Origin of the sequence: Kutzneria sp. NPDC052558 (genome assembly GCF_044547355.1) — a bacterium.
Taxonomy (GTDB): Bacteria; Actinomycetota; Actinomycetes; order Mycobacteriales; family Pseudonocardiaceae; genus Kutzneria.
Window position 1 is genome coordinate 93,619 of the sequence record NZ_JBIUAG010000033.1, and the last position, 19,626, is coordinate 113,244.

Sequence of the window (19,626 nt, forward strand, 5' to 3'; positions counted from 1 at the left end):
CGGTCCGCTCGTGACGGACCGGGCCCGCGGTCACTGCTCGGGTACCGCCGGGGTCTGCGGCTCCAGCGGGGTGTAGCGCTCCGGCTCCAACTCGGCGAACCCGAGCGGCTCCGCGGGTGTCGTCGGCACGCCATCCCGCACCGGCTCCAACAGCCGGGGTTCCAACGGCTGCAACGGTTCCGCCGGCACGGTCGGCCGCAACGGCTCACTCAGGTGCGCCGGCTGCAAAGGCTCTGCGACGCGGTCCGTCAGCATCGGCTGCAAAGGCTGCTCCGACCGCACGAACCGGGCCGGCTCGGCCGGAATGGCCGGCTCCAGCCTGGACTCGTGCACCGACGTGGCCGGCACAGATTCCTCCCGCGCCAGCAGCGAATGGCCCTGCGTCGGCTCCAACCGCCCCTCGGGCAGCAGCGCCGGCTCGGCCGGGGACAACGTGCCCTCACGCAAAGTGGCACGCTGCAACGGCTCCCCCGGCACCTCAGCCGGCAGCACGGTCCCCTCACGCAGGGTCGCGCGCTGGAAGGGCTCCGCGGGAACGCCTTGCTCGGTCGGCAACAACGTGCCCTCACGGGGTTGCAAAGGCTCCCCGGGCACCGTCGCCAATAGCTGTCCCTCGGGCAGCAGCGCCGGCTCCGTCGGGGACAACGCCACGCCCTCACGAGGCTGCAACCGCGTGCCATCCGCCAACGTCGCAGGCACTGCCGGCTCCGTCGGCAACAACGTGCCCTCACGAGGCTGCAACGGCGTGCCATCCGCCAACGTCGCGGGAACCGCCGGCTCCGTCGGCAACAACGTGCCCTCACGAGGCTGCAACGGCGTGCCGTCGGCCCCGGTGGCCGGCACGCCGGGCACAGTCGGCATCAGCGCGGCCATGCGCTTGGTACCGCTGTACATCCGGGGCTGCATCACCGACGAGCGATCGGTGGCCGGCGGGTTGTCGCCGTTGTAGTTGCCGCCACCGGAGTCGTCCGAGTCCACCGAGAGGTTCTTCGCGGCGTCCTTGGCCTTGTCGTCGATGCTGGTGTAGCCGTTGATCATCGTGCGGATGCCGGCCGCCACCCCGTGCGTGGCGTCGGCCATGGACGACACGCCCTCCAGCGTCTGGTCCCGGCTGGTGCCGTACTGCTTGAAGAAGCTCTCGCCGTTCTTGTCCTCGCCCCACGGCTTGCCTAGACCATCCAAAGTGGACTCAAGATGCTGGGTGATCTGCTGCAGCCGGTCGCCGAGGCTCTTCAGGCCGTCGACCGCCGGCACCATGCCGTCGGTGTTGACCGAGAAGTTGCTGTCGGCCATCGGAACCTCCTTCTCGACGTGTCGGGAACGTCAGTCGTCCGCGCCGGGCACGCGGCCGTTGTCCACGTACTCGCGGACCTCGTCGGACATGATCGGGTTGCGCGGCAGCACCTTGCCCAGGTCGGAGTCCGGCCCGAACAGCTGCGACAGGTCGAGGCCCTGCGGCGCGTTGGCCGCCATCAGCTCCTGCTGCTGCTTGGTCACCTGCTGCCGGGCCGCGTTGAACGTCTCGGTGATGACGTTGGCCAGCTCCATCGGCGCCATCTCGCGGTAGGCGTCGGTGGGGAACTTCAGCTCCACGATCTGGCCGTGCGCGCCCACCGTGACCGACACCGACTTGCGCTGCGATGCGGCCGTGCCGGTGATCTCCGACATCCGCCGCTGGTACTCGGTGAGCTGCTCCAGCTGACGGTGGTAGTCGGACATCATCTGGTTGATGGCCTCGTCGTACGGCGACGACATGGTCAGCTCCTCTCCTCGGTCGACACGGTCATCCCAGCACTCCCGGCAGGTCGGAGCTGCCCTTGTCCCACTGTTCGGACCGGCGGTCGAGCAGGTCGGCCGAGGTGCGCTCCGGCTCCGGCTCGCCCTCCTCGCCGTCCTCGGCCGCGGCCGGCTCCGGCTCGGGTTCCGGCTGCGGCTCCGGCATCGCCCCCGAGCTGCGGAACACGACCTCCTCGGCCGGCTGCCCGGGCGCGGTGACGACCTTCTCCGGCCGCCACGTGGACAGCTGCGGCCCGTCGGCCGGCGCCGGCACGCCCCGCAGGTCGCCCTGGGCCCACTTGTCGTTGTCCTCGACCGGGGCGTCGGTCTGGAGGTCGCGCTCGTCGTCCTTGCCGCCCCGGCCCAGCAGCCACGGCAGCACCGCGACCGACGCCGCGCCGCCCGCGTCCCAGGCCGTGAAGTCCTCGACGGCATCCTCACCCTGCACCATTGCCACACGGTCAGGCGGCGTCACCGGTTCATTCTGGACGGCATTGTGGTTGGTGCCACCCGGGATGCCGTGCTGCTGCTCGGTGAACCCGGATTCGGGGAATGCGCCGGCAGCCAGCAGCCGAGAGGCCTCGGACTTCTCGCCGCCCGGCGTGCCCGGCGGCACGGTCGGGACCACCGGCGGGACCACAATCGGCTCGGCCGGCTGCTGTTCCTGCACCGGAAGCACGGTCGCGTCCTCGGACAGCCCACCGGCTCCGCCCGGCGTGCCGACGCCGCCGGTGATCAGCCCGGACGGGTCGCCGCCGTTGTCGACCACGCCGCCCGGGAACTCGATCGGGTTGAGCAGGCCGCTGGCGTCGGACTTGGGCGGCGGCGTGTTCTGGTTGCCCGCGCCACCCATGCCACCCATGCCCGGCGGCATCATCGGCATCTGCTGGCCGGGAGCCGCGGGGGTGGTGGCGGTCGCCTCCTCGGCCGGCAGCACCGGGTTGTCGACCGAGGTGCCCTCCGGCTGGGTCACCGGCGTCTCGGCGTCGAAGACCGGGACCGACGGCATGCTGTCCAAACCGGACAGTCCGCCGGCTCCGCCCTCCGCGCCCGCGCCGCCGGACAGCAGCACCGACGGGTCGCCGAGGTTGTCCGCCAGGCCGCCGGGGAACGCCGTCGGGCTGAGCAGGCCGCTGGCGTCGGACTTGGGCGGCGGCGTGTTCTGGTTGCCCGCGCCACCCATGCCACCCATGCCCGGCGGCATCATCGGCGAACCGGGCACGCCGCCGCCGGCCTGCTGCTGGCTGCCGCCCAGGCCCTCGGTGCTCAGGCCGCCGCTGCCCACGTCGCCGAGACCGTCGGGCCCGAGGCCGGACAGCGACGGGTCGCTGACGTCGGTGCTGCCGGGGAAACCGGCCACCGGCGGCAGGTCCGCCCCGGTGCCGCCGCCCGCGCCGCCACCGAGGTCGCTCAGGCCGTCCAGTCCGTCCAAACCGGACAGTCCGCCGCCGAGGCCGGACTGCGCGCCGGGGCCGCCGGTCAGCAGCCCGGACGGGTCGAAGGCGCCGTCACCGAGATCGCCCGGGAACGGGGTCGGGTTGAGCAGGCCGCTCGCGTCGGACTTGGGCGGCGGCGTGTTCTGGTTACCCGCGCCACCCATGCCACCCATGCCCGGCGGCATCATCGGCGCGCCGGAGCCCAGGTTCTGCTCGCCCAGGCCACCGTTCGCACCGCCGAGGCCGGTGTCGCTCAGACCAGGGAAGTCCTGCAAACCCGGGGCGTTGGACTCCAGGTTGCTGCCGAGATCGCCGAGGCCGCCGGCGCCGCCGTCACCGAGACCGTCCGCGCCGCCGCCGACCCCGCCCAGAGCGTCGCCCAGGCCCGGGAAGGCGCTGACCCCCGGCTTGTCCAGGCCGCTGGTGTCCAGGCCGCCGGTGTCGTTGAACAGGTCGGAGCTGTTGTCCAGGCCGCTGGTGCCCAGGTTGCTGTCCAGGCCGCTGTTGTTCAGGCCGCCGCTGGTGCCCAGGCCGGGGAAGCCGGTCACCGGCGGCGGCACGAAAGCCGACCCGCCGTCAGTGCCGCCCAGACCGCCGTCGGCGCCGCCGAGGCCGTCCGTGCCGCCGGGGAAATCGCTGACCGGGGGCGGCGAGAAGTTGCTCAGGTCGTTGGCGCCGCCGAGACCGTCGGCCCCGCCAAGGCCACTGTCCCCGCCCAGCCCGTCGCCACCGAGACCATCGCCGCCGAGACCGTCGGCGCCGCCGGGGAAATCGCTGACCGGGGGCGGGTTGAAGTCGCTGCCGCCGGTGCCACCGTCGCCGCCGAGACCGTCCCCACCGCTGCTGTCCGGCGGCGGGTTGAAGTCCGTCACCGGCGGCGGATTGAAGTCGCTGCCGCCCCCGCCGGAACCGTCGTCGCCGCCGGTTCCGCCGTCGCCGAACGGGTTGTTGCCGTCGCCGAAGGGGTTGTCCGGGGGAGGCGGCGGGGGAGGCGGTGCGTCGCCGGTGTCGTTGGGGCCGTTGGGATCGGTGGTGTTGGGCGGCGTGAAGCCGTCGTTGGTGACCTGGTAGTGGCTGGACAGGTTGGTGATGACGGTGCGCATGTCGCGGTTGAGCGCGTCCACGATCTGCTGGTCCTCGTGCACCATCACCAGGCCGTCCTTGACCGGCACGCCGCGGGCGATCGCCTGCGAGGCGTACCAGTGGTCGATGGCGTGGATGGTGTTGATCGCCGTTTCCAGCCGCTGGCCGTTGGTGTAGATCTGGTTGGGGATCTCGTCGGCGGCCACGTCGCCGACCAGCACCTGCGCGTTGGCGTGGATGTTCTGGCTCAGCGCGTACATCATCTGGTTGAACGCCCCGGCCGCCGCGCCCTTCCACGGCGCGTCGTCGCCGTAGGACAGCGCGTCGGCCTGGTCCTGAATGGACTTGGAGACCATCGCCAGCGTGTTCTTCACGTACTCCAGCGTGTTGGCCGCCGTGTACAGCGTCGACGGATCGGACAGCCCGCTGTTGCTGTTGCTGCCGTAGTAGCCGACGATCGCGGTCATGATCTTGTGCCAGTCCCACTGCGTGAAATCGTCAGGCGTCCCCTCGCCGGGGTTGTTGTTGTCCGGGTTCGGATCGGCCATCTCTCTTCCACTTCACTCGATCTGCGCGGGGGACGCCGGCACAGCCGGCCGTCCGTCCACTTCGGACGGACGGCCGACAGCCGGTCGGCACTACGACGTGGAACCGTCGCCGAACTTGGAACCGGCCGAGCCGACCGCGGTGATGTCGCTGGGCACGTCGCCCATGGCTCGCGACAGCTGCTGGCTGGTCAGCTTGTTCAGGTCGTCGATGTTCTCGTAGTCCCTGGCCAGCTTCAGCACCGCGTCATGGGTGTCGGTGACCGTCTTGACGCACTTCTTCAGCACCTGCTCGTAGCCGGCCTGGAGCATGCCATCGCCGGAGTCACCGGTGATCATGGTCCGCATGACGTGACCGGTGTTGAAGTCGCCGGCGGCGATCTTCGGCATGCCCTGCACCAGCTGCAGCGCCTGCTGCAACGGGGTGAGCAGGGTGCCCAGGTTGTCCGCGAACACCTTCATCGACGGCGTGTGCACCGTCGTGTCGCCGTTGCCGCTGCCGTCGTGGTTGCCCGGCACGTCCGGCGGGGTCAGCGACGGCGCGCCGTTCGGCGTGGAGGGCCCGCCACCGGTGACCGGGGGAACGCTGTTCGGATCCCAGTCGGTGATGTTGGGCTTCGGCGGCGGCGGCGGGGGCGGCGGGTTGTTGTTCTCTCCGTACATTGTGGACCTCCGGTCAGGACCAGGTCGCCGTGCCCCGGCGCTCGCCCTCGACGATCAGCTCGTGGATGTGCGTCAGGTCGGTCTGCGCCTTGGTCAGCTTCTGGATCATGTCCTCGTGCGCCTGGTTGTAGTGCTGCTGCACGACCAGGAACTGGTCCTTGGTGGCGCCGTCGGTGTCGGCCAGGCGGGAGTTGATCGTGTTGATCAGGCTCTCGCCGACCTGGGTCAGCTCCTGGGAGATGCGCTGGAACTCGGACGCGATCTGCGGCGTGACGTCCAGCTGCATGGAGTAGTCGGCCATTGTCTTCTCTCTTTCGGTTCAGTCAGGAAGGGGGACGTCAGGTCACAGACCGGGCAGACCCATGGCGCCACCGGTGTTGCGGGCCACCGTGTTGATGTTGTCGTTGGTGGCGCTGAACATGCCGTGCGTGCTGACCATCTTCTCGTGCATCTCGCGCAGGGTGCCCAGCACCTTGTTGGCGCCTTCCTGGAAGTTCTGCATCGCGTCCTGGAACAGCATGGCCGCCTCGCCCTTCCAGGCCGAGGCCAGCGAGTCGCACTCGGACACGACGTTGTTCAGGTCGGACTGCACCGAGTCGATGGCCTCCTGCTGGCCCGACGCGGTGCCCATGAGCCCCTGGAGGTCAATCTGGGAAATCGCCATCGGCTTCGCTCCTCACAGCTGGTGGTGCACTGGGTCACCACGTTGGTTTGTTCGGCCCCGGTCCGGCCTCACGCCGGCACCGGCACCGCCTTTCGTTCCTCGACCGACGGTGTGACACCGTCGAGGTCGGCCGTGGCGACCGTCCTTGAGGCAGCCCCCGCCGCGACCGCCGCGGCGAACGCCCGCGTCTCCCGCACGCCGCCGGCCGTCAATCCGGCCGTCAGCGCCGCGAGGACGCCTTCCCCCGCCTGCCAACCGTTCTCGGTCCACCAACGGACGACGAGTTCGGCCCGTTCGGCCGGCGAGTAGTCGGTGAAGCGCAGGTGCTCGGCGAAACGACCGGCCAACCCGGTCCGCCCCAGCAACGCGCCGATCAGTTTCTGCTGCCCGGTGAGCAGCAGCACGGTGTCCGCGGGGGCGGCGGTCAGGATCTCCCGCACCGCGCCCACCACGCGTCCCTTCTCCGTGTCCGACCGCTGGAGGAACGGCTGGTCGATGTCGACCAGCAGCGCCCCGCCCGCGGCCTCCGCGAGCGCGGCCCGCACCCGCACCTCGGCCTGCCCGTCGAACCGGCACGGCAGCTCGGACAGCGCCAGTTCCACCACCGCGCCCGAGGCCACCAGCCCGAGTTCGGCCAGCGAGCGCAGGAAAAGCCGGGCCACCGTGCGCCGGCCGCTGCCGAGCGGGCCGTCGAACACCAGGTTGGCCAGCCCGCCCAGCGGCTGCCGCCGCCGGTGCAGGGCCAGCACGCCGGACAGCCGGGCCAGCAGCGCCTCCCGGACCGCCGTCTGACCGACCAAAGTGGACAGTCGGCGGGCGCTCGGCCCCGGCGGCAGGTTGTCCTCGGGCGTGTCCGAGCCGTCGTCACCCTCGGCCAGCGGCACGTCGCTGACGGCGAAGCGGGACAGCTCGTTGTCCGCGCCGCCGGTCATCGCCAACCGGGAGGCCTGGGTGGAGATCATCGACTCGAACAGCTGCCGCGCCACGCGGCCGTTGCCGAAGGTCTTGCCCTTGGGCGTCTTGTCGAAGAACCGGTGCAGCGCGTTGAGCACGTCGTCGTCGAGCTCGTAGTAGTGCTTGGCCGCCATCCCGCGCACGATCGTGACCAGCTCGTCGACCGTGTAGTTGGGGAATTCCACGGTCTTGGTGAACCGGGAGGCCATACCGGGGTTGGAGGCCAGGAACTGCTCCATCTGGTCGGTGTAGCCGGCCACGATGACCACGATGTCGGACCGGTGGTCCTCCATCAGCTTCATCACCGTGTCCACGGCCTCCTGGCCGAAGTCCGGCCCGGAGCCGCCGGACTGGCTGGTCAGCGTGTACGCCTCGTCGATGAACAGCACGCCGCCCAGGGCCTTCTCGAACACCTCGGTGGTCTTGATCGCGGTGGCGCCGATGTACTGGGCGACCAGATCGGCCCGCGCCACCTCGATCATGTGGCCCTGGCGCAGGATTCCCAGCTCCGCCAACACCGAGCCGTAGAGCCGGGCCACCGTCGTCTTACCGGTGCCGGGCGGGCCGGCGAACACCAGGTGGCGGCTCAGCGACGGCATCGGCAGGCCCATCTGCTCACGCCGCTGGGCCATCCGGTTCAGGTTGATCAGGCCGGTGACCTCGGCCTTCACCGAGTCCAGGCCGACCAGGCTGTGCAGCTCGGCCAGCGGGCCGTCGCCACGGTGCTGGGCCTGGTCCTCGGCCTCGGGCTGCTCGGCCGCCGAGGCCTCGGCGGCGGCGGCCGGCGCGCTCGCGACCGGCGTCGGCGCGGGGGCCGGCGGGGCGCTGGGCACGCCGCCGTCGTTGTCGAAGATCTCGCAGGAGTCCACTTCGGACGTTGCGCTGCCCTGGACGTCGATGCCCGGCCCGGAGTTGTGGTGCACACGGCAGCGGGTCGCCCGCAGCGCCCCGCCGTCGGCGACGACGATGCCGGCCCCGCGCACCTCGGCGACCTCGGACGCCTCCAGGGTCAGCAGGGTGCCGGAGCCGATCTCGATCGGGCAGCCCTGCGCCGCCGCCGAGCTCACGGTCGCCCGCGCCTGGCCGGTCAGAAGCAGGCCGGCGCCGGAGCCGGTGCGCACCCGCAGCTCGTCGATCCGCGCGGTCGTGGAGCCCTCCAGCGCCACCGCGACGCCGGCGGTCAGCTCGACGACCGCGCGGCGCAGATCGATGACGGAGTCGACGACCCGCACTCCCCCGGTGACCGAAAGCCCGTCGACACGCGGCTTTCCGCCGCCGCTGACCAGCACGGCGGACTGCTCGGCCTTGGTGACGGTGAGCTTCGTGACGGTCGGGTCGGCCGAGCCGTCCACGAGCAGGCCGATCGGGCTCTCCGCGATGGCGCAGTCCTCGATCACCGGCGACGCGCCGCCGGTCACGTGCACGCCCTGCCGGGCGGCGCCGGTGAACGTGCAGCCCCGCAGCGTCGGCTTGGCCCCGTTGGCCACATGGACCGACTGGCCACCGGATCCGGTGAACACGCAGTCGGTCAGGCTGACCACGCCGGTGCTGGTCAGGTAGGCGTCCAGGCTGGCGCTCTCGCTGATGGCCACCCGGACCAGCTCGGCCCGGCCCTCCTGCTCGATCACCACCGCCGGCTTGCCGCTGCCGACGATCTTCGTGTCGACCACCTGGCCGACGCCGGATCCGTTGACGCACAGGCCGTTGCCCTTGACGTGGTCGAAGACGCAGCCGCGGACCTGGACCCGGCCCTGCTCGGCCACCACCATCGCCGACGAGCCGACCTCGGCGACCACCGTCTCCTCGACCGAGCTGTGGCCGACCGAGGTGATCACGATGCCGGCCCCGGTCGGGTTCTGCACCCGGCACTGGCGCATGGCCAGCACGCCGGTCTGACGGGCCAGCACCGCCGTCCACGCCGCGCCGCCGACGCGGCAGTTGTCCAGCGCCGCCTCGCCGTTGCGCACGTCCAGCACCGGCAGCTCGGCGTCGTCGCCGGTGATGTCCAAACCGGACAGTTGCACCGCGCCGCCGGCGACCACCAGCGTGCTGCCCGTGGTCGCGTGCAGCCGGACCGTGCCGGGGCCGTCCTGGGCGGTGATCGTCACCACGCCGGTGATGGCCAGCGACTCGTCGTACCGGCCGGACGCCACGGTGATCACCGAGCCGTCGGTGGCCTTGGACAGCGCGTCGGCGATGGTGCGGAAGCTGCCCGGCACCTCAAGGACCTGGCGGGTCATGCGCTCGTCCTCTCCAACGCGACGGAAAGCAGTCCGGGCGGGGCGCTCGCGGTCGGCCGCGCCGCGTCCGACCCGGTCACCTGGACCCACACCTGGCCGGCCTGGTCCAGACCGGCAAGGGCCAGGTCGTCGAACATGCTGCGGCCGGTGTTGACCTGGCCGTCCTCGCCGATCTCGGCGGTGGACAGCTCGCGCAGCAGCACCACCGGGTGCGGCTCGTCGCGCACGTCGAGCACCTTGAAGTTGGTGCCCGGCACGAACAGCACCTGGTCCTCCACCGACGGGTCGATCAGCTGGGTGCGCCGGGCGGTCATCGACCACACCCGGAACTCCACCTCGCCCGGCACGGCCGGCCGGCCGGCCGTGGTGGCGGTGAGGAAAGCCCATTCGCTGACCAGCAGGCGATCGCGGTACCAGTCCAGTTCGGACGGTCCGGCCACCGCCCACAGCTGGGCCGCGCCACGGTAGGAGGGCAGCCGCTTCAGGCCGGAGGTGACCACCCGGGCCAGCGGCACGTGCGGGCCGGGGGCGGCCGAGCGGACCGCCTCGTCCACGCCCGCGCTGTCGCCGGTCAGGTAGAGGCGGACGCCGACCAGGTCGGCCAGCACCTCGTCGGCCTGCGTGCCGACGCGCAGGCCCGGCACCTGGGACAGCATCCGGGAGACGGTGCTGGCGGCCACGTCGTACTGGGAGCTCAGGGCCTTGCGCAGCCAGGTCCGCTCCTCGCCCAGGCCCCGGGCCGGCGGCACCGCGCAGGCGGCCGCGGCCGGCACCGGCTGCACCGCGACGGCCTTGGCCGCGGCGGCTTCCGGTGCGGCGGCAACGGGTTCGGGCTCTCGCGCCGGGGCCGGCTCCGGCAGCGGCTCGGGCTCCAGGATCGCCGCCGCGTCGGGCTGCGGGGCCGCCTCGGGCTGGGACGTCGACTGGGACGTCGACTGGGACGTCGGCTGGGGCTGGGGGGCGGGGACGGCGATGGAGGCGAAGTCGATGCCGAAGTCCGGCACCGAGGACTCCAGCCGCAGCCCGGTCGGCATGGCCGCCGGCGGCGCGTCGACCGCGGCGGTGACGACCGGGGCCGGGGCCGCGTCGGGCAGCGGCTCGGCGGCGACCGGCCCCGCGGCAACCGGCTCGGCGGCACTCGGCTCAGCGGCGATCGTCTGGGCGGCAACGGGTTCGGCAACGGGTTCAGCGACGGCCGCCGGGATGACCGGCTCGGCCACCACGGCGACCGGCGCGCCGGCGGCCGGCTCGGAGACAACCAGTTCGGCGACCGGCGACTCGGCGTCCGGCGACTCGAACACCGACAGTTCAACAGCTTCGGCGGCGGGAGCCGGCTCGGGCTCGTCCCCGACCACACCGCCGGCCAGACCGATCACCGACGACTCCAGCACGATGTCCGTGCCGGCCAAGGCGATCGCCGGCCGCGAGGGCTCGGCGACAGCGACCTCCCCAGCAGCGGGCTCAGTGACAACCGGCTCAGTGACAACGGGTTCCGGGGCGGCGGGCGCCTGGGCGGTGAACGGCGCGGACTGGGTGGGCGCGTCGAGCTCGTCGCCCTCGACCACGTCGGCGTCCTCGATCATGTCGGCCGACACGATCACGGTGGCCTCGACCGGGGCGTCCACCGACGCGGCCGGCAGCGCGGGCAGGGCCAGCCGCGGGGCCATCATCTCGACGCCGTGGTCGGCCGGCAGCTCCACGGACTCGGCGGTCCAGCGGCCGGGCACGGACTCGACGACCATGCCCCGCGCCGGCAGCGCGGGCACGTGGTGGCTGTTGGCGATCAGCACGGCCGCCGGCAGCACCCGGAACATGCGGCGCATGGCCGGATCCATGGTGGCCAGGATCTCCCCGGCCAGGGCCTGCATCCGGTCGGTCAGGTGCCGCGAGGAGGTGTCGAACACGACGGCGGCGTGCCGGGGGTCGATGGGCGCGGTGCGCACGTGGTCGGCGTTGACCGGGGCCACCGGCGGCCGCAGCCACAGTCCACTCTGGACGATCTCGACCACGGCATCGGTGGCGTACCAGTAGACGCCGGGCGAGAGCTCCGATGCGCCGGCCACGGGCGCGTCGTAGGAGACCAGCTGCGGCGGCAGGGTCCGGCCGGCGGCCGCGGCGCGCGGCTGGTAGCGGAGCTCGCGGGCGAAGGACCGCCAGCCGAGGCCGCCGTCGGGCGAGACGACGTGCAGCGTGCCCGCGGTGGACGGCATGCCGGCGTAGAAGGTGACCGGCGCGCCGAGCTGGTCCGCAAGCGCTTGCCCCACCGAGGAACGCAGCACCTCGACCGGTCCGTACTGGACGAAGCGGACCCGGTCCCGGCTCTCCGGCGGCACCGAGTGGCAGAACCGGGCGATCTCGGCCATCGGCACCGGCCGCGAGTTCGGCGACCCCAGCACCACGGTCAGCACGTCCGAGCGCGGCACCAGCCCGGAGATCAGCAGCGCCCGCTGGTCGTCGGCCGACTCCAGCGGCCGGATCCACACGCCGGACGGCAGCGGCTCGACCACGCTGACCGGGCCGGGCTGCCAGATCTGCTCGGTGCCGGGGTAGGTCCAGTCGGGGATCGGGAACCGGCGCGAATCCTGTTGCGGCGCACGGCCCCGCCGGAAGCCCACCCACCCGACGCCCTGCAGCGCCGAGCTGAACAGCGCGCCGCCGGGGGCCATCACCACGTCGCCGTCCGGCACCACGACCGGGCAGTTCAGCCGCTCGGCCAGCCACTGGCCGGTCATCACGGCCGCGTCCCGGGAATGCCGGCCCAGCACCAGCCGGTAGCCGCCGCGGCGGCGGCCCAGCAGCGCGGCGACCGCGTGCCACAGCTCGATCGGCCCGTCCGGCGGCACGTCGGCGACGACCACGGTGTGGTCGGGGTCCCGCGCGATCGTGCGGGCGAAGGCCAGCGCACGGGGGTTCAGGTGCCCCTCGATGTGCAGCAGCAGCGCGTGTCCCGCGTCGACGCACGCGACCCGCGGCAGCGTCGGCGTGCCGTCGGCGCCGCCGACGGCCCAGGTGCGCAGCCTCTCGCCCAGCATCATCTCACTGCCCTCCTTGGGTGTTCGCCGTCAGGACGGCCTGCCCCGTCACCAGGTTCGGTCCGGACGGCAGCGCGTCCAGGACCTCCTTGGGCATGCCGACGGCGGTGCCACCGACGCCCAGCGCGCCGAAGGCCTGCTGCGCGACGCGGAACTTCTCGCCGAGATCGGTGATCAGGTAGTAGACCCGCTGGTCGGCCTGCTGCGGCGCGGGCTCGCTGACCGCGATCAGGCCCCGCCCGGCCGGCACGTTCATGGTGATCCGGCCGGCCGACACCGACAGCGGCTCGGTGACCAGGAAGCCGGCGCTGACCGTGTCGCCCGAGGACTTCTGCCGCACGCACACCGCGGCGTCGTCCGAGGTGTAGGTCTTGGCCGTCACCACGTTCGGCATCCCTTGCAGCGTCGAGCTGTCCGCCGACTGCGGCAGCTCGGCCAGCGCCGAGGTGCTGATCTCCCGCGGCGCGTGCGCCCCGGACTTGGCTTCCAGCAGGGCAAGCGCGGTGTCGTTGACCGGCGCGATGCCGTCCTTGCGCAGCACGTAGGTCTGCTTGTCCCCGCCCACCACGGAATCCAGCAGGTCGCCGACCCTGGTCGGCTGCCCGTCGACCACCGGGCCGGGCTGGCCGGCGTCCTCGATCGCCGGCACGTCCAGGGTCTGCCCCAGGTGCAGCTGGTGGATCCACGCGGTCGGCACCAGGGCCGGCGGGGTGTCGCCCAGCGCCAGCGCCACCAGGGCGTTGTGCGAGCCGATCGGGTAGATCGTGTTGCGCCACACCACGTAGTTGACGTGATCCTGGCCCTGCACCAGGAACTTGGCGTCGGCCGGCATCAGCGTGCTCGGCGTCGCCGGGTCCAGGTCGACCCGCATGGACGGCTCGTCCGCGCCCGGGGCCGCGCACAGCGACCACTGCGCCGGCAGCATGTCCTGGGCGCGGGGCACCGAGTCGGGCGCGCCGGGGATGCCGACCGCGCGGCCGTGCGGCACGCCGACCAGCGAGTTGCGCGAGACCGACGTGAAGGCGCCGGTGGTGTTGGTGCCGGCGAAGAACAGCATCGCCGACGCGGAGTTCAGGGTCGGGTAGAGCGTGCCGTTGATGTAGAGGTACCGGTTGCCGGTCTCCTTCTCCACCACGATCGCGCCGGGTTTCTTGTACGCGTCGTTGCCGCCCGGGTTGATCAGGCCGTATACCGCGAACCCGCCGCACAGCAGCACCGCGACCAGCACGCCCCACATCAGGCCGAGCGAGGACCGGCGCAGCGGCGGCTCGCCGCGGCCGGGGTCGCCGGTGGTCAGGGCGCTGGCCAGGCGGGAGGCGACGAACTGGTACGCCTGGACGTGATCGCGTCGAGTCTGCATGCCTCAGCCCGCCAGCGCCCGGAAGAACTGGTAGGCGTTCAGCACCACCAGCAGCAGCGGGACAAGGGCGATCGCGGTCCACAGCTCGGCAATGTCGGCGAACTGGCCCCAGACCGGCAGCAGCCGGGTCTGCGGCAGCCGCCACGCGCCGATGACCAGCAGCGCCACCGCGAGCAGCACGCCGACCAGCAGGCCGATGCGGCCTATTGGGGTCAGGGAGAAGGCGTAGGCCAGCACCACCGCGGTGAGGATCAGCGCGCCGGCCCAGACGGTCGCGCCGCGCTGCCACACCGACAGCAGCGACTTGGCCCGCAGCAGGCAGGCCAGCCCGAACACCAGCGGCAGCACCCAGCCGATCCAACCGTCCACAGTGGTCAGAACCACGCTGTCCAGCAGGGCCAGCACCGAGGAGGCGACCACCACCGCGGTCAGGTAGCCGTCGGCCAGCGCGGAGCGGGCGGCGATCGCCGACGCCGGCGCGGGGTCGATGTCCTGCTGGAGTTCCTCGGTGGTGCGCGGCAGGGTCGGCACGCGCAGCCGGGCCAGCCGGGCCGCCACCCGCGCGCCGAACGTGGCGAACAGGAACAGCGCCACCGCGACGATGCTGACCGCGCCGGGGGTGTCGGCGGAGGTGCCGGTCCGCAGCACCGAGCCGAGGATCGCGCACAGGCCGAGCAGCGCGGCGGTGCCGTAGATCGCGATGCCGCCCCTGGTCGCGGCGGCCAGGGCGCAGGCGACCAGCACCACGCAGATGCCGGCGAGCAGAACTCCGGACGGCTGCGGGGAGAACAGGTTCGCGGCGTCCTGCTGGCCGACCAGGCCGGCGGCCCCCGCGAAGGCGCAGGCGGCGATACCGCCCACAAAGGACAGTGGCGCGTCGTGGGTGATCTCGTTGATGGCCACCGCGCCGCCGCCAAGCGCCAGCGCGATCACTCCACAGTAGACGGCCAGCAGGCCACCGGGGCCGCCGGCCAGCAGCGAGGCGACGCCCAGCGCGACGGCGGCCAGCACGGCCAGGCCGATCAGCGTGCGGCGGGTCGACTCCGGACGCCAGCGGTCCGACCGGGCGGCGATGGCGTCGGCGATGCCGTCGGCCAGGTCGTCGTAGGTCAGCTCGGGAATCGGGGCCTCGGCGGCCCGCAGGTAGAGCACGTCGCCGTCGCGCAGCTCGGCCTGCTCCGGGGTCTCGTCCAGGTCCAGCGGCGGCTCGCCGAGGCGCTGCAACACCCAGTCCCGGCCCTCGGCCTGGCCCCGGTTGACGTGCTTGGCCAGCACCGGCACCAGCAGGCCGAGCGTGGCGGCGGACGGGATGGCCAGGTCGGCCCGGCCGTCCGGGCCGTGCACCGTGATGCGGCACAGGTCGGCCGGGCCGGATCCGCCGCCGCCCAGCGGAATCTGCTCGACGGCGCCCTCCGCCACGGCAACCATCTGCCCGTGGGGCGCGGCCGGGAACGACGCGTCGGCGCCGATCGCTTCCGTTGGCCTCATGCTGACGTAGCTCCTGTCGCGGATCCGTGGCTGTGGGACGGTTTCGGGGTCGGGTCATGACGTGGTCTGGACATCACGCCATCCCGGTTTGCAGGAGACGCACGTCACGTCGGGTCACCAGCTGGGCGCGGCCCGGGGGCAGCTGCCGCGGCTTGGCCTCGCCGAGGAACTTGCCCTCCTCCTTGGGATAGCTCAGCAACACACCGGGGTTGCCCAGCTCCCACATGCGGCGCAGCAGCGGATCCATCATCGCCCGCATCGCGCCGGAGGTGCTGCGCGCGATGACCACGTGCAGGCCGATGCTGGCGCCGTGGGCCAGCAGCGGGATCAGCGGCTGCATCGGGGAGGCCATGCCGCCGCCGGACATGAACAGGTCGTAGTCGTCGATCAGCACGAACAGCTGCGGCCCGGTCCACCAGTCCCGCTTGGGCAGCCGGTCCGGGGTGATCTCCGGGCCGGGCATGCGGCGGGTCATCGACACGCCGGCGTTCCCGATGAGGTCGTTGAGCGCGTCCGGGTCGACGGCGTAGCCGATCCGGTAGGCCTCGGGCACGTCCTCGTGCAGCTGCCGCCGGGTGTCGGCGAGCAGGATGCGCGCCTCGGTCGGGCTGTAGCGGGAGATCACGTTGCGGGCGATCAGCCGCAGCATGTTGGTCTTGCCGGTCTCGGTGTCGCCGAACACCGACAGGTGCGGCGTCACGTCGAAGTCGTGCCACACCGGGGCCAGGCGCTGCTCGTCGAGGCCGACGCAGAACCGCGCGTCGGTGGGCTGCGGGGCCGGCAGGTCGGCGACCGGCAGCTTGGTCGGCAGCAGCCGGACCTCGGGCGCGGCCGGGCCGGCCCAGAAGGTGCCGATCTCCTCCACCGCCGCCTTGGTCGCGGTGGTCAGGTCGTCGGTGGCCGAGGAGCTGTCGATGCGCGGCAGGCCGGCCAGGAAGTGGAACTTGGCGCTGGTCAGGCCGCGGCCGGCCTGCTCGGGCACGCGGGCGGCGACCCTGGCCCCGAGCTCGGACTCCATCGGGTCGCCCAGCCGCAGCTCCAGCTTGGTGCCCAGCACGTCGCGCATCGCCGGCCGGATCTCCGACCAGCGGTTGGTGGCGATCACCACGTGCAGGCCGAAGGCCAGGCCGCGGGCGGCCAGCTCGGTGATGCGCGGCTCCAGGTCGGCGAAGTCGGACTTGACGGTGTTCCAGCCGTCCACCACGAGGAAGACGTCGCCGTTGGGGTCCTGGATGCGGCCGCTGGTGCGGCCCTGCCGGTAGGCGACCATGGAGTCGATGCCCAGCTGGGCGAAGATCTGCTCGCGGCGCTCCAGCAGCTGCGCCAGCTCCTCGATGGTCCGCAGCACCCGGTCGCGTTCCAGCCGGGTGGCCACCGAGCCGACGTGCGGCAGGCCCGCGGTGGAGACCAGACCGCCGCCGGCCAGGTCCAGGCAGTAGAACTGGACCTCCTCGGCGGTGTGGGTCAGGGCCAGCGACAGCATCAGCGTGCGCAGCAGCGTGGACTTGCCCGACTGCGGCGCGCCGACCAGTCCGATGTGGCCGTTCGCACCCGAAAGATCGGCCACCAGCAGCTCGCGGATCTGCTCGTAGGGCCGGTCCACGATGCCCAGCGGCACCCGCAGCGAGCGGGTCGCCGGGTGGTCCAGCGCGGTCATGCCGCGCACCGGGTCCGGCACGATGCCCGGCAGCAGCTCGTCCAGGCTGGGCGAGGCCGACAGCGGCGGCAGCCACACCTGGCGCGCCGGCGGGCCCTGCTCGACCAGCCGGTCGATCAGCACGTCCATCAGGCTGTCCTCGCCGTCGCCGGCCGACTCCTGGCGCACCTGCGCGGCCTGCTCCGGCTGGTCGTCCTCGGGACGGCGGATCCGGCCCGGCATGAGCCCGAACGGCGCGACCTCACCGACCACTTTGGACTGCGCCGCGGGCGAGGTGTCCGGGCCGTCCGGGCACGGGCCGGAGACGTAGGCCGCCTTGAACCGCACCAGGTTGGTGGTGTCGATCTTGAGGTAGCCGTGGCCGGGCGCCGAGGGCAGCTCGTAGGCGCTGGCCACGCCGATGACGCTGCGGGACTCCATGGCCGAGAAGGTGCGCAGCGCGATCCGGTAGGACAGGTGGCCCTCGACGCGGTGGATGCGGCCCTCGTCCAGCCGCTGCGAGGCCAGCAGCAGGTGCACGCCCAGCGACCGGCCCAACCGTCCGATCTGGACGAACAGGTCCATGAACTCCGGCTTGGAGGTCAGCAGCTCGGAGAACTCGTCCACCACCACGAACAGCACCGGGAACGGCGCCAGCTGGGTGCCGGCGGCCCTGGCCTTCTCGTAGTCGTACAGCGAGGAGTAGCCGTGCTGGCGCAGGAACTCCTGCCGCCGGTTCATCTCGCCCTGCAACGAGTCCTGCATGCGGTCGACCAGGGGCAGCTCGTCCTGGAGGTTGGTGATCACCGCCGAGGTGTGCGGCAGCTTGTCCATGCCCATGAACGTGGCGCCGCCCTTGAAGTCGACCAGCACCATGTTCAGCACTTCCGAGGAGTGCGTGGCGGCCAGGCCGATCACCAGTGTGCGCAGGAACTCCGACTTGCCCGAGCCGGTGGCGCCGATCAGCACGCCGTGCGGGCCCATGCCGCCCTGCGCCGACTCCTTGATGTCCAGCTCGACGACCTCGCCGTTCTCGGTGACGCCGACCGGCACCACCAGCCGCGCCCGCTGGTTGCGCCGCGGCCGCCACTGCGCCTGCACGTCGAAGCCGCGCGCGTCCCGGATGCCCAGCAGCGCGGTCAGGTCGAAGTTGCTCTCCAGCGGCTGCTCGATCAGGTCGACCGTGCCGTTGGTGCGCATCGGGGCCAGCAGCCGGGCCACGTTCTCCGCCCCGGCCACCGACAGCCGGTCCACCTCGGCCGTGCCGGTCGACTCGCCGGCCGGGAACTCGACCTGGTCGCCGGACACGGTCAGCCGCAGCACGTCCGGGCCGCCGTGCATGCCGCCGGTCACGTCCAGCAGCACCAGGTTACGCAGGCCGGTGTCCAGCAGCCGCGAGTGCTCGGGGATCTGCACCCGGTGCGCCACCAGGACGTGGAAGGGCTCGTTGGGGCCGGGCGGCACCGTGCGGTCGAAGTCGGGCCGGTCGGTCACCGACGGGCCGAGCAGGTCCATCAGCGTGTCGTGGTCGCCGGACACCATGCGCACCGGGCCGGCCTCGTCCCGCGCGGTCGCGTGCGTGAGGTGCGGCAGCCACTTGCACCAGTCCCACTCGGCCCGGCCGGGCTCGTCGGTCAGGATCGAGATCCGCAGGTCGTCCGGCGAGTGCAGCACCGCCAGCTGGCACAGCATGGCCCGCACCAGCGCGAGCACCGGGCCGGCCTCGCCGGCGAACTCCACACTCGTGAAACTGCGCAGCCCCACCGCGATCGGCAGGTCCGACACGGTCCGGTAGGCGCGGATGAAGCGGCGCAGGGCGATCGCCGTCAGCGGCTCCAGGTCCTCGATCGGACGGGTGCGCGGCGGCACGAACTCCAGGGCCGCGCGCTGCGCCCCCAGGCCGATCCGCACCCGGCCGAAGTCCTCGTGGCTGGCGCGGCGCTCCCACAGCCGCGGGCCGGACACCAGCGACCACAGCGAGGAGGGTTCCGGGTTGTCCCAACGGGACGCGGCGCGCTGCTCGTCGGCCGCGGCGCGGGCCTGGCCGCGCAGCTGCGCGAGGTAGCGGAGGTAGTCCCGGCGCTCGGCGCGCATCTTGCGCTTGCGCTCCATGCCCTGGCGCCCCAACTGGGTGACGCTCATGGACACCATGGAGACGCCCATCATGCCGGACATCATGTAGACGGTCGGGGAGCTGCCGGCGATGGAGAACATCATCACCATCGCGGCGCTGCCCAGGCCCATCGGCAGGTACACCATCGCCGAGCCGAAGTCGAGACTGGCGGGCTCACCCAGCACGGGCGGCTCGGCCAGCTCCACCTCCCCGGCCGGGAGGGCGGGGCCGGCGACGCGCTGCGATCGTTTGACGATCACGATGCTCATCAGTCTGACTCCATGACTAGCGGGCGGCAAGCTCGCCGAATGCTATGCGAGGCTTTAGTGCGTTGTTGTACTACGGGGTACTAAGTGATGCGATCAGTGCCCCAACTTCCACTGTGGCGCACGTCGCGGTACTGTTCGATATGTCCAGATCCCTTGACGTGTGGCCAGGTTGTCGGCCACATGGCGCAACTTCGCGCCGTTTATGACGTACTCGCGACAACGCGCGCCGGAAGTACATCACAACAATGACGTACCGTTTTTATGACGTCACGTTTCGAACTCTTCAACTTCGCACGAACGTCACACGAGCGGGTGACTAAACCGGTTCAAGCCGTGACGCTGTTCACACTCCGTCGTGTGCTCCGGG

The 19,626-nt window shown here is 72.2% G+C and carries 11 protein-coding genes; all 11 read right to left on the reverse strand.

The window, feature by feature from the left end:
• Positions 1–30: 30 nt before the first annotated feature.
• Complete coding sequence (locus ACIG5F_RS39740) at positions 31–1,293, reverse strand: hypothetical protein (RefSeq protein ID WP_396525250.1); 1,263 nt, start codon at positions 1,291–1,293, stop codon at positions 31–33.
• A 30-nt stretch (positions 1,294–1,323) separates the two neighbouring features.
• Entirely contained in the window at positions 1,324–1,755 is a 432-nt protein-coding gene (locus ACIG5F_RS39745) for a YbaB/EbfC family nucleoid-associated protein (protein ID WP_396525251.1), read from the reverse strand.
• 28 nt (positions 1,756–1,783) lie between these two features.
• Positions 1,784–4,843: a hypothetical protein gene (locus ACIG5F_RS39750; RefSeq protein ID WP_396525252.1), complete on the reverse strand. Its 3,060-nt coding sequence runs from the start codon at positions 4,841–4,843 to the stop codon at positions 1,784–1,786.
• 90 nt (positions 4,844–4,933) lie between these two features.
• Positions 4,934–5,503 (reverse strand): hypothetical protein, encoded by a 570-nt coding sequence (locus ACIG5F_RS39755; RefSeq protein WP_396525253.1) that lies wholly within the window; start codon positions 5,501–5,503, stop codon positions 4,934–4,936.
• Positions 5,504–5,516: 13 nt separating this feature from the next.
• Positions 5,517–5,804: a WXG100 family type VII secretion target gene (locus tag ACIG5F_RS39760; RefSeq protein ID WP_396525254.1), complete on the reverse strand. Its 288-nt coding sequence runs from the start codon at positions 5,802–5,804 to the stop codon at positions 5,517–5,519.
• A gap of 42 nt (positions 5,805–5,846) precedes the next feature.
• Positions 5,847–6,167 carry a WXG100 family type VII secretion target gene (locus ACIG5F_RS39765; protein ID WP_396525255.1) on the reverse strand — a complete coding sequence of 107 codons (321 nt, stop codon included), beginning with the start codon at positions 6,165–6,167 and terminating at the stop codon, positions 5,847–5,849.
• A 68-nt stretch (positions 6,168–6,235) separates the two neighbouring features.
• Positions 6,236–9,361, reverse strand: coding sequence for a right-handed parallel beta-helix repeat-containing protein (locus ACIG5F_RS39770; protein WP_396525256.1), 3,126 nt, complete (start codon positions 9,359–9,361; stop codon positions 6,236–6,238).
• Positions 9,358–12,396 carry a hypothetical protein gene (locus tag ACIG5F_RS39775; RefSeq protein ID WP_396525257.1) on the reverse strand — a complete coding sequence of 1,013 codons (3,039 nt, stop codon included), beginning with the start codon at positions 12,394–12,396 and terminating at the stop codon, positions 9,358–9,360. Before ACIG5F_RS39775 ends, ACIG5F_RS39770 begins: the two co-directional genes overlap by 4 nt.
• Position 12,397: 1 nt before the next feature.
• Positions 12,398–13,753: a type VII secretion protein EccB gene (eccB, locus tag ACIG5F_RS39780; RefSeq protein WP_396525258.1), complete on the reverse strand. Its 1,356-nt coding sequence runs from the start codon at positions 13,751–13,753 to the stop codon at positions 12,398–12,400.
• A 3-nt stretch (positions 13,754–13,756) separates the two neighbouring features.
• The gene (eccD, locus tag ACIG5F_RS39785; RefSeq protein WP_396525259.1) at positions 13,757–15,241 is read right to left on the reverse strand and encodes a type VII secretion integral membrane protein EccD; all 1,485 of its coding nucleotides are present in this window, start codon (positions 15,239–15,241) and stop codon (positions 13,757–13,759) included.
• 73 nt (positions 15,242–15,314) lie between these two features.
• Positions 15,315–19,259: a type VII secretion protein EccCa gene (eccCa, locus tag ACIG5F_RS39790; RefSeq protein ID WP_396525260.1), complete on the reverse strand. Its 3,945-nt coding sequence runs from the start codon at positions 19,257–19,259 to the stop codon at positions 15,315–15,317.
• Positions 19,260–19,626 lie beyond the last annotated feature (367 nt).